Origin of the sequence: Pseudomonas sp. S4_EA_1b (genome assembly GCF_016307435.1) — a bacterium.
Lineage (GTDB): Bacteria > Pseudomonadota > Gammaproteobacteria > Pseudomonadales > Pseudomonadaceae > Aquipseudomonas > Aquipseudomonas rhodesiae.
In genome coordinates this window covers 1-13,512 of the sequence record NZ_JAEILC010000004.1, presented here as the reverse complement: position 1 = coordinate 13,512, position 13,512 = coordinate 1, and the positions used below count along the sequence as shown (strand labels likewise).

The window sequence follows — 13,512 nt, the reverse complement described above, 5'->3', positions numbered from 1 at the left end:
CCCGCTTGCTAACCTGATAGGTGTTACATGGCAGGCGCAAAAGAGATTCGCAGTAAGATTGCGAGCATCAAAAGCACGCAAAAAATTACCAGCGCCATGGAAAAAGTGGCGGTCAGCAAAATGCGCAAGGCACAAATGCGCATGGCTGCTAGCCGTCCTTATGCGGAGCGTATCCGCCAGGTAATTGGGCATCTGGCCAACGCCAACCCGGAATACCGCCACCCGTTCATGATCGACCGCGAAGTTAAGCGCGTTGGTTATGTCGTAGTGAGCAGTGACCGTGGTTTGTGCGGTGGTTTGAATACCAACCTGTTCAAGGCCCTGGTCAAGGACATGGCGGTAAACCGCGAAAAAGGCGTCGAGATCGATCTGTGTGTTGTTGGTAGCAAGGGTGCGGCCTTTTTCCGTAACTTCGGCGGTAACGTCGTTGCAGCTATCAGCCACCTGGGTGAAGAGCCGTCGATCAATGATTTGATCGGCAGTGTGAAGGTGATGCTGGATGCGTACCTGGAAGGCCGGATTGACCGCCTGTCCGTGGTATCCAACAAGTTCATCAACACCATGACCCAGCAGCCGACCGTGGAGCAATTGATTCCACTGGTGGCGACCCCGGATCAGGAACTCAAGCACCACTGGGACTACCTCTACGAACCAGACGCCAAAGAGCTGCTTGACGGCTTGATGGTGCGCTACGTGGAGTCGCAGGTGTACCAGGCGGTGGTCGAGAACAACGCAGCTGAACAAGCGGCGCGGATGATCGCGATGAAAAACGCTACCGATAACGCCGGTGATCTGATCAGCGATTTGCAGCTGATCTACAACAAGGCGCGTCAGGCTGCGATCACCCAAGAGATCTCGGAAATCGTCGGCGGCGCTGCCGCGGTTTAACGGTTCAAATATTCAGAGGATCCAGCTATGAGTAGCGGACGTATCGTTCAAATCATCGGCGCCGTTATCGACGTGGAATTTCCACGCGACAGCGTACCGAGCATCTACAACGCGCTGAAAGTACAAGGCGCGGACACTACCCTGGAAGTTCAGCAACAGCTGGGCGACGGCGTAGTTCGTACCATTGCGATGGGTTCCACCGAAGGCTTGAAGCGCGGTCTGGACGTTATCGACTCTGGCGCAGCCATCTCCGTACCGGTCGGTAAAGCGACCCTGGGCCGGATCATGGACGTACTGGGCAACCCGATCGACGAAGCTGGCCCGATTGCCACCGACGAACGTTGGGGTATCCACCGCGCCGCGCCGTCGTTCGCAGAACAGGCAGGCGGCAACGACCTGCTGGAAACCGGCATCAAGGTTATCGACCTGGTTTGCCCGTTCGCCAAAGGCGGTAAAGTCGGTCTGTTCGGTGGTGCCGGTGTAGGCAAGACCGTAAACATGATGGAACTGATCCGTAACATCGCCATCGAGCACAGCGGTTATTCCGTGTTCGCCGGTGTGGGTGAGCGTACTCGTGAGGGTAACGACTTCTACCACGAGATGAAGGACTCCAACGTTCTGGACAAAGTGGCACTGGTTTACGGTCAGATGAACGAGCCGCCGGGAAACCGTCTGCGCGTAGCACTGACTGGCCTGACCATGGCCGAGAAGTTCCGTGACGAAGGTAACGACGTTCTGCTGTTCGTCGACAACATTTACCGTTACACCCTGGCCGGTACTGAAGTATCCGCACTGCTGGGCCGTATGCCTTCTGCAGTAGGTTACCAGCCGACCCTGGCTGAAGAGATGGGCGTTCTGCAAGAACGTATCACTTCGACCAAGGAAGGTTCGATCACCTCGATCCAAGCGGTATACGTACCTGCGGATGACTTGACCGACCCGTCCCCAGCGACCACCTTCGCCCACTTGGACGCCACCGTTGTACTGTCCCGTGACATCGCTTCCCTGGGTATCTACCCAGCGGTCGATCCACTGGACTCGACTTCGCGCCAGCTGGACCCGAACGTGATCGGCCAGGAGCACTACGACACCGCTCGCGGCGTTCAGTACGTGCTGCAGCGTTACAAAGAACTGAAGGACATCATTGCGATCCTGGGTATGGACGAGCTGTCGGAAGCCGACAAGCAGTTGGTAAACCGTGCTCGTAAGATCCAGCGCTTCTTGTCGCAGCCGTTCTTCGTGGCTGAAGTCTTCACTGGTGCTTCGGGTAAATACGTTTCCCTGAAAGACACCATTGCTGGCTTCAAAGGCATCCTCAACGGTGACTACGACCACCTGCCAGAACAAGCGTTCTACATGGTCGGCGGCATCGAAGAAGCGATCGAGAAAGCCAAGAAACTGTAATCCAGGCGCCCGGAAACGGGCGCTCATCAGGTTGAGGCAATCAGATGGCTATGACAGTCCATTGCGATATCGTCAGCGCGGAAGGGGAAATCTTCTCCGGTCTGGTAGAAATGGTGATTGCACACGGCGAACTCGGTGACCTGGGTATTGCCATGGGCCACGCGCCATTGATCACCAGCTTGAAGCCAGGTCCGATCACTCTGACCAAGCAAGGCGGGGAAAAGGAGGTGTTTTACATCTCCGGCGGTTTCCTCGAGGTTCAGCCGAACATGGTCAAGGTACTTGCCGACACCGTGCAACGTGCGAGTGACCTGGATGAAGCCTCCGCTCAGGAAGCCGTCAAGGCTGCCGAGAAGGCCCTGAACGAAAAGGGTGCGGACTTCGACTACAGCGCTGCAGCTGTACGTCTGGCCGAGGCTGCAGCTCAGCTGCGCACGCTCCAGCAGATCCGCAAGAAGTAAGCGGCCACGCCGTCATGCTTCACGCGCGATTGATTAAAAAGGGTAGCCTCGGCTACCCTTTTTCTTTTTTTGCAAAACACTTCTTTGGTCTGAAGTCGGACCGCCCAGGATTGGTAGCCATTCATGTCTCTTGAAATCGTCATTCTCGCCGCAGGCCAGGGCACCCGTATGCGTTCGGCCCTGCCTAAGGTGCTGCACCCGGTCGCCGGTCATTCAATGCTGGGTCACGTTATCCACAGCGCCCGGCAACTGCAGCCCCAGCGTATCCACGTCGTTATTGGCCATGGTGCCGATGTGGTGCGCGAACGCCTGGCGGCGGACGATCTCAACTTCGTCCTCCAAGACAAGCAATTGGGCACCGGGCACGCCACTGCGCAGGCGGTACCCTTTATCAGCGCAGATACTGTGTTGATCCTTTATGGCGACGTGCCGCTTATTGAAGTCGACACGTTGCAACGTCTGCTCCAGCACGTAGTTCCAGGCCAAATGGGCCTGCTCACCGTGGAACTGGATGACCCCACCGGTTACGGCCGCATCGTGCGCAACGCCGACGGCAAGGTCGCGGCTATTGTTGAGCACAAAGACGCCACCCAAGCCCAACGCGCCATCACCGAAGGCAACACCGGGATTCTGGCTGTGCCTGCCAAGAACCTCGCGGATTGGATGGGCCGCCTGTCCAACAACAATGCCCAGGGCGAGTACTACCTCACCGACGTCATCGAAATGGCGGTGAGCGATGGTCTGCTGGTGGCCACCGAGCAGCCCCACGACCCGATGGAAGTGCAGGGCGCCAACGACCGCAAGCAACTGGCCGAGCTGGAGCGTCACTACCAACTGCGCGAAGGTCGTCGCCTGATGGCCCAGGGCGTTACCCTGCGTGATCCGGCACGTTTCGACATCCGTGGTGAGGTGACCGTGGGCCGCGACGTGCTGATCGATATCAACGTGATCCTCGAAGGCCGCGTGATTATCGAAGACGACGTAGTGATTGGCCCCAACTGTGTGATCAAGGACAGCACCCTGCGCAAAGGCGTAGTGATCAAGGCCAACAGCCATATCGACGGTGCCGTAATGGGCGAGGGCAGCGATGCCGGCCCGTTTGCGCGGCTGCGCCCTGGCAGCGTGCTGGAAGCCAAGGCCCATGTGGGTAATTTCGTTGAACTGAAAAATGCCCATCTGGGGGAAGGCGCCAAGGCCGGTCACCTGACTTACCTTGGGGACGCGGTCATCGGTGCGCGCACCAATATCGGCGCTGGCACCATCACCTGCAATTACGATGGCGCCAATAAACACCAGACCGTATTGGGCGAAGACGTATTTATCGGCTCCAACAATTCGTTGGTCGCGCCGGTCAAAGTGGGCGATGGCGCGACTACTGCCGCCGGTTCCACCATCAACCAGGATGTGGATAACTTGCAGCTGGGCGTCGCACGCGCTCGCCAGCGCAACATCGACGGCTGGAAGCGCCCGGTCAAGATCAAGAAGACCTGAGTTATCCACAGTTACATAAGCAGCTAGCTTCAAAGGGGGAGGGGGCTTGCCCCCGATGGCGGTGCGTCAGTGGCAGATGAGCTGACTGACCCAGAGCTATCGGGGGCAAGCCCCCTCCCACATTTTCATATGTGTCGTTTAAAAAATCTCTTCTCGACGCTTGACGATACCATCCCAATAGGTTTTGATTGCCTTCGTTATCTTTCGAAACGAAACTTATCACTACCATGTCGAAACGTAATACCCCCCAACGGCGCCACAACATCCTCACCTTGCTCAACGAGCGAGGCGAAGTCAGTGTGGATGAATTGGCCAAGCGTTTCGAAACCTCGGAAGTTACCATTCGCAAGGATCTGGCCGCGTTGGAAAGCAATGGCCTGTTACTGCGCCGCTACGGTGGCGCAATCACCATGCCTCAGGAATTGGTCGGTGATCCTGCCCAACCCATTTCCGCGTACAAACGCGCCATCGCCCGTGCTGCGGTCAAGCGCTTGCGTGAGCATGCACGAATCATCATCGACAGCGGCAGCACCACAGCAGCCATGATCCCCGAGCTGGGTCATCAGCCCGGCCTGGTGGTTATGACCAACTCCTTGCATGTGGCCAGCGCGTTGAGTGAACTGGAACACGAGCCAGTGCTGTTGATGACCGGCGGTACCTGGGACCCGCATTCGGACTCGTTCCAAGGCCAGGTCGCCGAGCAGGTGTTGCGTTCCTACGACTTTGATCAACTGTTCATCGGCGCCGACGGCATCGATTTACAGCGCGGTACCACCACCTTCAACGAATTGCTGGGCCTGAGCCGCGTAATGGCCGAGGTCGCCCGTGAAGTGGTGGTGATGGTCGAGTCCGACAAGATCGGCCGCAAAATTCCCAACCTGGAACTGCCCTGGAGCAGCGTCCATACACTTATTACCGATGATCGCCTGCCGCTTGAGGCCCGCGACCAGATCCAAGCCCGCGGCATTACGCTGATATGCGCGGCAATCATCTAGGAGAAATACCATGTGTGGCATTGTTGGCGCAGTCGCTGAACGTAACGTAACGCCCATCCTGATCGAAGGCCTCAAGCGCCTGGAATACCGCGGCTATGACAGCGCCGGTGTGGCGGTTTTTACCAACGCCGGCAAGCTTGAGCGCACGCGTCGCCCGGGCAAGGTCAGCGAATTGGAGCAGGCCCTGGCCGGCGAGCCGCTGGTCGGCCGCCTGGGCATCGCCCATACCCGCTGGGCTACCCACGGTGCACCGTGCGAGCGCAATGCCCACCCGCATTTTTCCGGTGATTTGGCGGTGGTGCACAACGGCATCATCGAAAACCACGAAGTGTTGCGCGAGCAACTCAAGGGTCTGGGTTATGTGTTCACCTCGGACACCGACACCGAAGTGATCGCCCACCTGCTCAACCATAAGCTCAAAGATCTCGGCGACCTGACCACCGCCCTCAAGGCCACCGTCAAGGAACTGCACGGCGCTTACGGCCTGGCGGTGATCAGCGCCAGCCAGCCCGACCGCGTCGTGGCCGCCCGCAGTGGCAGCCCGTTGGTGATTGGCCTGGGCCTGGGTGAAAACTTTCTGGCTTCCGACCAACTGGCCCTGCGTCAGGTGACTGACCGCTTCATGTATCTGGAAGAAGGCGATATTGCCGACATCCGTCGCGAAAGCGTGGCGATCTGGGACGTCAACGGCAACTCTGTCGAGCGCGAGGCGGTGCAGTACCGTGATGGCGCCGAAGCCGCCGACAAGGGCGAGTTTCGCCACTTCATGCTCAAGGAAATCCACGAGCAACCATCCGTGGTGCAACGCACTTTGGAAGGTCGCCTTGGCGACAAGCAAGTGCTGGTCAACGCGTTCGGCCCACAAGCCGCCGAGTTGTTCGCCAAGGTCCGTAATGTACAGATCGTCGCCTGCGGCACCAGCTACCACGCTGGCATGGTCGCGCGTTACTGGTTGGAGGAACTGGCCGGCATCCCGTGCCAGGTCGAAGTGGCCAGCGAGTTCCGTTACCGCAAGGTGGTGGTACAGCCCGATACGTTGTTCGTGACCATCTCCCAGTCCGGCGAAACCGCCGACACCCTGGCCGCCCTGCGCAACGCCAAGGAGCTGGGCTTCCTGGCCAGCCTCGCGATCTGCAACGTCAGTATCAGTTCCCTGGTTCGTGAGTCGGACCTGACCTTACTCACCCAGGCCGGTCGCGAAATCGGCGTGGCCTCCACCAAGGCATTCACCACCCAGTTGGTCGGCTTGTTGCTGCTGACCCTGTCCCTGGGCCAAGTGCGTGGCACTCTCGCCGCTGGCGTCGAAGCCACCCTGGTCGAAGAACTGCGTCGCCTGCCGACCCGCCTGGGCGAAGCCCTGGCCATGGACAGCACCGTGGAAAAAGTCGCCGAACTGTTCGCCGACAAGAACCACACCCTGTTCCTCGGCCGTGGCGCGCAGTACCCAGTGGCGATGGAAGGCTCGCTCAAACTCAAGGAGATTTCGTACATCCACGCCGAAGCCTACCCGGCTGGCGAACTCAAACACGGCCCGCTGGCCCTGGTGGATGACGACATGCCAGTGGTCACAGTGGCGCCGAACAATGAATTGCTGGAAAAGCTCAAGTCCAACCTGCAGGAAGTGCGTGCCCGTGGCGGCCAACTGATTGTGTTCGCCGACGAAAAGGCCGGCATGACCAATGGCGAAGGCACCCACGTCATCAACATGCCGCACATCCACGACACCCTGTCGCCGATCCTTTACACCATCCCGTTGCAACTGCTGTCGTACTACGTGGCCGTGCTCAAGGGGACTGACGTCGACCAGCCGCGTAACTTGGCGAAGTCGGTGACGGTGGAGTAATCCAGCGGCCCCGGCGTGCGCGGATGTTTCCAAAGAATAAAGGTTGTCACACAATAATAAAGGTTGTCACAAGTCGTTAAAGTGTGTCACAAGGCTCTATCCCGGCGCTTTTGCCGGGGTAGTGGCAGGTTCAGGAATAACGGCTCATTATCTACCTCGCCACTGTCACTTCTGTCCTGGCTAAACCCGCTCATGAGTTCCCCACGCCACATGCCCTGTGCCGTTCTGATCGAGTGGGTCGCCTAACAATGAGCGACTCGTGAAATGACATCTGCGCCCGTTGCACCAAGAAAACCTGCTGCCTCCAGACTGATGACTCAGCGGAAGATTGATAGAAAAATCAAATCAGGCCGTGGCTCCGGCGTAAGAGAATCCTATGAACCCTGGATCAAGATTTGGGATATACAATCGAGGGGCGTGTCTCACCTTGTGCCGGGAGTGAAATTCCATCGCAGCCATCACCTGCTATCCAACGCTGAGCGTGACTATCATCTGATCCTTGAGCAGGATCCCTCTATCATCGACGTTCGCGAGCAATTTCCGCTTTTAACACAAGCTGAAACTCAAGCGATCGCTTCGAGTCTGAACTTCCGTCACCCTGTCTACCCAGGTACTCAGGTCCCTGTCGTTATGACTACAGACTTCCTTATCACTTTCATAGATTCAGAGGGCGAAGAAAGGCTGGCCGCGCGTTCTGTAAAGTATCGAAAGGAGTTTGAGGAAGCCGGTATAAGGGAGCGGAATCGGATGGCAGAAAAGCTTGAAATCGAAGCAAAGTACTGGGCTATGAGGAAGGTAGAATGGAAACTTGTTTTCCATGAAAATCTTTCGCAAATCAAAATAAAAAACTTAACTATTCTTAGAAGTTATGCACATATCCATTCTTCTTTGCCTACGGATAAGAATGTCAATAGCCTGCTAGAATATATAGCTGAATGTGCGACTGATCAATTGCCCTTAAAAGCACTGTTAGAAAAAGCTTCAAGGTCAATTTTTATCGAATATATGGGTGTTAAGCGGCTGTTCCATCATCTTTTATGGACGGGTAGGCTTAAGACGGACCTAACTACTAGGTTGATAAGCTTATCCGAGCCTTTGCGCGTCTGGGTTAGTGAGTCGTCTTTTTCCGTTGCACCAACAATTGAGGTACCCCGCCATGCTTAGTCTGGGCGTTAACAGTATTGTTTCTCCAGGTGAGAGCTCTGGGCTTCTGAAGAAACCAGTTAGGGTTTTAGGCATAAGGGATGATTTTGTTTTAGTTATTGAATTGGGAACGAATCCATCTAAGCCTTGGCGCGTTGAAAGGTCGCTTTTAGTTGAAGAGATAAATAATGGTGCGGCGGTGCTCAATCTTGAAATGGTGCCCATGCATCTGCTTCGAAGCGATGATGAGATTGGAAAGAATGAAAAAATAAGCAGGGAAAAGAATTGGGGACTGGTACGTGGTTTAGTGGAGGGGCAAGTTCCACTCGATATTTTAACGTCTGACTTTGGAGCTCTCGTTGCTAATCATGCGCTGGTGATGGGGGTAGACCGAAAACAAATTTATCGCCTGCTTTATCGGTATTGGAGCATGGGGCAGACACATAACGCTTTTTTATGGAATACAAGTGCGTGTGGAGGGCCTGGGAAATCAAAAAACCGTGCCTCCGGTATAGTTCCTGGCCGACCGCTTAAATATCGTGGCGTAGTAGTGGACGATGGTGGCGCAATTTTGCTCGAAGCGCGACACATGGGGCATATCCGCCTGGCTTATGGTCGCGTTGCCAGTGGCAGGTGTGGCAGCCTAAAGAGAGCGCATGAATGGATGCTCGATAAATTTTATAGGTCGATCAAGTCCGATGGTTCAAAAGGAAACCTGATACGCGGCAGCTATCCCTCCATCCACCAACTGAATCATCATGGAAAACTGTTTTTTGATGAACTCTATAGGTTGAAGACTCGTGGCGGTGCAATCCGTTACAACAAAGACCATCGTCCGCTAGTCGGGTCTGCCTCGGAGGGTTTGGTCGGTGCCGGCCATCGGTACGAAATCGACTCGACCATTGCTGATGTATATCTGGTCCATCGAGTCAATCGGCTGTGGCTTATTGGCAGGCCAGTGTTGTATGTAGTGGTCGATACGTTCACCAGGATGATTGTAGGCGTTCATGTCGGTCTTGAGGGACCCAGTTGGAATGGCGCTAGGCATGCCATCTACAACGCCTGCACTGCCAAGAAAGATTTTTGCAAGCGCTACAACATTGAGATTGATGAGGGTGACTGGCCGTGCGCCCACCTGCCAGTTGAAATTGTCGCAGATCGAGCCGAGCTGCTCAGTGAAGCTGGGGAGACGATGACAAAGACCTTAGGTACGGTCCTCAAGATTTTGCCACCGTTTCGGCCGGACTGGAAAAGTATCATTGAGAGCCGGTTTCGCCTGATCAACGAAAAGCTGGATTTGAAATTTTCCCCGGGCGGCGTAGATGCTCGGAAAATGGAGCGTGGTGATCGTGACTACCAGCTGGACGCCATCTTCGATATCGATGAGTTTACTGAAATGGTCATCGTCGGTGTTCTGGCTCACAACAAGAGCCTTCGCGTCCCTCATCTTCTGAGCCGGGAGATGATCGCTACGGAAGTAGAGCCCACTCCGATAGCTATGTGGAACTGGTCTATGGCAAACAATCTTCTGAATTCGAAAGTCGTGTCGCCTGCGGAGCTGAAGATTGCGTTGTTGCCCTCGCAGGAGTGTCGCATCGGCCGAGGCGGTATCAGTTTTCAAGGCGTGCAGTACACGTGTGAAACGGCTATCCGTTCAGAGTGGTTGGAACGCTCTCACAATTTCAAAACCAGGTACGTCAGGGTTTTTTACGATCCAAACTCGATCGAGAACTGCTGGATCAAATCTGAGGCCGGTTTCGAGCCGTTGACCATCGTACCGCAGCACCGTGCTAAGTATGCCGGGCTTCGGATGGAGGAGGTCCTCGATATGATCAAGATTTTGAACCAAGTCTCGCCTGACGCCCGATATGAAGATGCTGCCACTGGAGCATTCCTCCAGAGTCGTCAGGAGGAAATCCTTAACCGGGCGAAAGCTAAACGGAGGGCCCAAGGCAACCCAGAATCAGACGCTGAGTTTAAGCGTGACAAGCGTTCGAAGCGTGCCACAGAAACTCAGAATGAGCGTGACTTGCATACCGCTGATCTAAATCAACTCCGACTTGTAAATAACTCGCCAGACGCAGTTGAAATTTCAAATCCAGTAGTCGAGAAACCTGTTTCGGGCAGGAGCGCTGCTTTTCTGAAACTGGTGATCAACGCGGATAACGAGGCCAATCATGAGTGACTTCAGTTTTGCGCCTGCTGAGTACGTCTCGACTGGCATGCCTCAATACGATGGTAATCCCCTGATTGAGTGCCTCCCCAAGATTCTGTCGGATGTTGATGTCGTCAGACGCATCGGAAACACCCCTGCACGGCCTAATGAGACGGAAAGGGCGATGGACCCGAAACTTCGTGGCCATGGGATTAACAGGCTGAAGGACGTCGTCGTACCATTTGAAATCCACCTGCGACTGGAGGATTTGTTCAGTCAGTTGATTCGGTACGGGTACACCGGACGCAATCCTTTGCATGCGTCCACCGTAAGGCACCGATTGCCTTCTTCTGCGGAAATCAAAGGGCACGGATTTATGTCCACCGCAGAAACAATGACCCTGATCGGGTTAAGCGGAATGGGCAAAACGACCGCACTCAACGCCATTGCCAAACTTTATCCACAGGTGATCAGCCATAGTAAATACAAGGAGCAGATATTCATTGAGACGCAGGTGGTGTGGCTCAAGATCGAATGTCCGCACGATGGCTCGTTACGGGGGTTTTGTGCGGCTTTCTTCTCTTCGTTGGATGCGGCATTAGGCGTCGAGAAATATTCCAGCAGAAGCTCTACTGGTCGCAGCATCAGTGTCATGCTTCAAAACATCAGTCAACTGTGCAAAACCTTTTCTATTGGCGCGCTTATCATTGATGAAATGCAGCACCTTTGCTCGTCTCGAGGCGGCCAGGATCGTGAAAAGCTGCTCAATTTCTTCGTGACACTATCGAATGACGCGGGCGTCCCACTGGTCTATGTCGGCACAAATGCAATGCTTCCGCTGTTTTCGGGTGTATTACGAAATGCTCGCCGTGCGGCGGGAATGGGGCCGATCGCTTTTGACAGATTCTCCGAGGATGATCCATTTTGGGCGCACTTGGTGTCCCAACTCTGGGCTTACGACTGGACCAAAAATCCCGCCCCGTTGACGGGGCGTCTGCTTTCCAAAATCTACGATCTCACCCAAGGAAACACTGACTTTTTAGCCAAACTCCTAATGCTTTCTCAGCGTCACGCAATCTGGGAGGGCATCGACTCTATCTCACCAGCGTTACTTCAGCAGGTGTACGACAATCAGATGAGGCTCCTCCATAAGCCCGTTGAGGCACTCCGGAGCGGCGACCCATTGCAGATCGCTGATTTCGAGGACATGATGCCTACAAAGGACCAGATCGCGCAGATGATGAATTACGATCTGGCGCGCCGTGCCGATAGAACTCACCTTTCTCTCATTGCCCAAGCAGCGATTGCACCCGTCGAGCATATTGAAATACAGGCTGTGCAGTCGGTCCGTAAGCCAGTAGTTCCAGTTGCCAACGAGAAACTCCCAAGCACCCACTTTTCTAAAGGCGATGATGTGGAGGCGCAACTTAAACAGCGTGGCTGGGTGGATCCGGACTCTGCCTGGTGATATGAATCGCGGGAGCCCAAGTCAATGGAGCGCTTGCATTGTTTTCCTCAGCCGTTTCCCGATGAGTTGCTCTACAGCCTAGCGGTGCGCTATCACAGACTATCGGCAAACCACAGTTATCGTCGGACAAGCCAGGATTTATTTGGCGTGTACTCTCGGACTTGCGGCTCAATCCTGCCATGCTGCTTGGGAACCTTATCTAAGGAGTTAGCCTGGGCATATTCGGTGAACGAGCTAATTAATAATTTTACGCTTTTCCCTCTCTACGAACCTTTTTTGAGTGAAGCGAAGCGCACTGCCGCGCGAATCGCGATGGCTGGTGATTCCGGAACTGGTCTGAAGATGAGCTTAGGCCTCACAGCGTCAGGTTTCCTCAAGCATGCGTCCTTCCGGTATTGCGAAAGCTGCGTTACTGAAGACAGTCGCAATTGCGGCTCGGCCTACTGGCACCGTATTCACCAAGCGATGGGCAGTTGTGTTTGCCCCCTTCATGGGAAGGCACTCCGCGCGATTACATTTCCGAATGGAGCCGATTGGCGTTGCATGCTGCTTCCGGGAGAGGCAGTAGGTTCGCAGATCATGGAGACTCCTGCCGCATCTGCAGTTGATATCGTAAGTGAGATGCAGTTCTGGGCTCTCAATCATCCTACGGATATGCAGAGGCTCCTGGCTGGTAACTTCTTGGGACACCGGTTGGAGGAGATGGGATTTCTCAAGTCCGGCAGGATTAGAGAGCAGGCTTTACGGGCTTTTTTGAATTCGACTCTTTTACTTAACCCTCTAGCTAATGAGTTTCAGGAGATCTGCCACTCCTGTGACTGGGTATTTACAGTCTTGCGCCCCCGACAGAGGGTCATACAGCCTTTGAAATTTTACTTTCTTTGTTGGCTCCTTAAGACAGACCTTGAGCAGCTCAGAGCTTTCGATGCTCAAGCTCATACTTGCAACAAAGAAGCACGTAAAGGCGATGACCCTGGTGCCACTTTTGATCACGCCGAAGTCCAGGCGCGTCGGGCAGCTTTCTCAAGCAGCCTCAGCATGAAATGCCATGAAAAGCCTGGCTATATGTGGCTGTACCGTCATGATAGAGGATGGTTAGCCGAGTACGTGTCTGCGCATCCTTTCACCCGATCAAGGCCAGAATTAGTCGATTGGGATGCGAGGGACCTGGCTCTTGCTCGAGAGCTTCTAATAGCGAGGGACCAGATTCTTTCTACACAAGAAAAGCCCCAAAAGATTACCCGCGCGGCTTTGGGGAGGAAAGTTGCTCGTAGCCGTGAGTTTTTGAAAATACCTAATAAATTTCCTATCAGCACCTTTCTGATGACGGATATGCTTGAATCGAACCATGACTATCAAATTCGTAAAATCAACTGGGCGGTGAGGTGTTATCTTCTACCTGAGCAAAGCTCTGTTAGCGTTGTGTACCGGTGTGCCGGAATCAGGGCTTCTCATGTTACTGTTGAGGAGGTGCTACACATTCTCTCTCACGTTTGATTGCTCGTGACTGATGCTGCGCGTTAGAGTCCATAATATAAAGATTTTAAATCTTTTCCCAGTCGAGAAGATTCTTCCGTCTTGAAAATCAGGTTAAGATATCTTTCAGCAGTCTCGCAGCCGAGAAATGCAAGTATGGTGTAATTGTTGTCTGAATAGGTCCTAGC

The 13,512-nt window shown here is 54.6% G+C and carries 10 protein-coding genes; all 10 read left to right on the top strand.

Annotated elements, in window-relative coordinates; translation table 11 throughout:
• The first annotated feature begins 27 nt into the window (after nucleotides 1-27).
• The 10 genes from atpG to YA0848_RS01060 all read left to right on the top strand — a co-directional run bounded on the left by atpG (nucleotide 28) and on the right by YA0848_RS01060 (nucleotide 13,345).
• A complete protein-coding gene (atpG, locus tag YA0848_RS01105; RefSeq protein WP_010207685.1) occupies nucleotides 28-888 on the top strand; it encodes a F0F1 ATP synthase subunit gamma in 861 nt (286 codons plus the stop codon).
• Nucleotides 889-915: 27 nt separating this feature from the next.
• On the top strand, nucleotides 916-2,292 hold the full coding sequence (atpD, locus tag YA0848_RS01100; RefSeq protein ID WP_034101603.1) for a F0F1 ATP synthase subunit beta: 1,377 nt from the start codon (nucleotides 916-918) through the stop codon (nucleotides 2,290-2,292).
• A 44-nt stretch (nucleotides 2,293-2,336) separates the two neighbouring features.
• Entirely contained in the window at nucleotides 2,337-2,753 is a 417-nt protein-coding gene (locus YA0848_RS01095; protein WP_034101601.1) for a F0F1 ATP synthase subunit epsilon, read from the top strand.
• A gap of 123 nt (nucleotides 2,754-2,876) precedes the next feature.
• A complete protein-coding gene (glmU, locus tag YA0848_RS01090; RefSeq protein ID WP_034101599.1) occupies nucleotides 2,877-4,244 on the top strand; it encodes a bifunctional UDP-N-acetylglucosamine diphosphorylase/glucosamine-1-phosphate N-acetyltransferase GlmU in 1,368 nt (455 codons plus the stop codon).
• A gap of 227 nt (nucleotides 4,245-4,471) precedes the next feature.
• The gene (locus YA0848_RS01085; protein ID WP_034101597.1) at nucleotides 4,472-5,239 is read left to right on the top strand and encodes a DeoR/GlpR family DNA-binding transcription regulator; all 768 of its coding nucleotides are present in this window, start codon (nucleotides 4,472-4,474) and stop codon (nucleotides 5,237-5,239) included.
• A 10-nt stretch (nucleotides 5,240-5,249) separates the two neighbouring features.
• Nucleotides 5,250-7,082 (top strand): glutamine--fructose-6-phosphate transaminase (isomerizing), encoded by a 1,833-nt coding sequence (gene glmS, locus YA0848_RS01080; RefSeq protein ID WP_169902284.1) that lies wholly within the window; start codon nucleotides 5,250-5,252, stop codon nucleotides 7,080-7,082.
• A 264-nt stretch (nucleotides 7,083-7,346) separates the two neighbouring features.
• Nucleotides 7,347-8,246 carry a TnsA endonuclease N-terminal domain-containing protein gene (locus tag YA0848_RS01075; protein ID WP_416146518.1) on the top strand — a complete coding sequence of 300 codons (900 nt, stop codon included), beginning with the start codon at nucleotides 7,347-7,349 and terminating at the stop codon, nucleotides 8,244-8,246.
• Complete coding sequence (locus YA0848_RS01070; protein WP_184316442.1) at nucleotides 8,239-10,410, top strand: Mu transposase C-terminal domain-containing protein; 2,172 nt, start codon at nucleotides 8,239-8,241, stop codon at nucleotides 10,408-10,410. The genes YA0848_RS01075 and YA0848_RS01070 overlap by 8 nt, the downstream gene beginning before the upstream one ends.
• Nucleotides 10,403-11,848, top strand: coding sequence for an ATP-binding protein (locus YA0848_RS01065; protein WP_184316440.1), 1,446 nt, complete (start codon nucleotides 10,403-10,405; stop codon nucleotides 11,846-11,848). The genes YA0848_RS01070 and YA0848_RS01065 overlap by 8 nt, the downstream gene beginning before the upstream one ends.
• A 24-nt stretch (nucleotides 11,849-11,872) precedes the next feature.
• The gene (locus YA0848_RS01060) at nucleotides 11,873-13,345 is read left to right on the top strand and encodes a TnsD family Tn7-like transposition protein (protein WP_198712241.1); all 1,473 of its coding nucleotides are present in this window, start codon (nucleotides 11,873-11,875) and stop codon (nucleotides 13,343-13,345) included.
• Nucleotides 13,346-13,512: the final 167 nt, after the last annotated feature.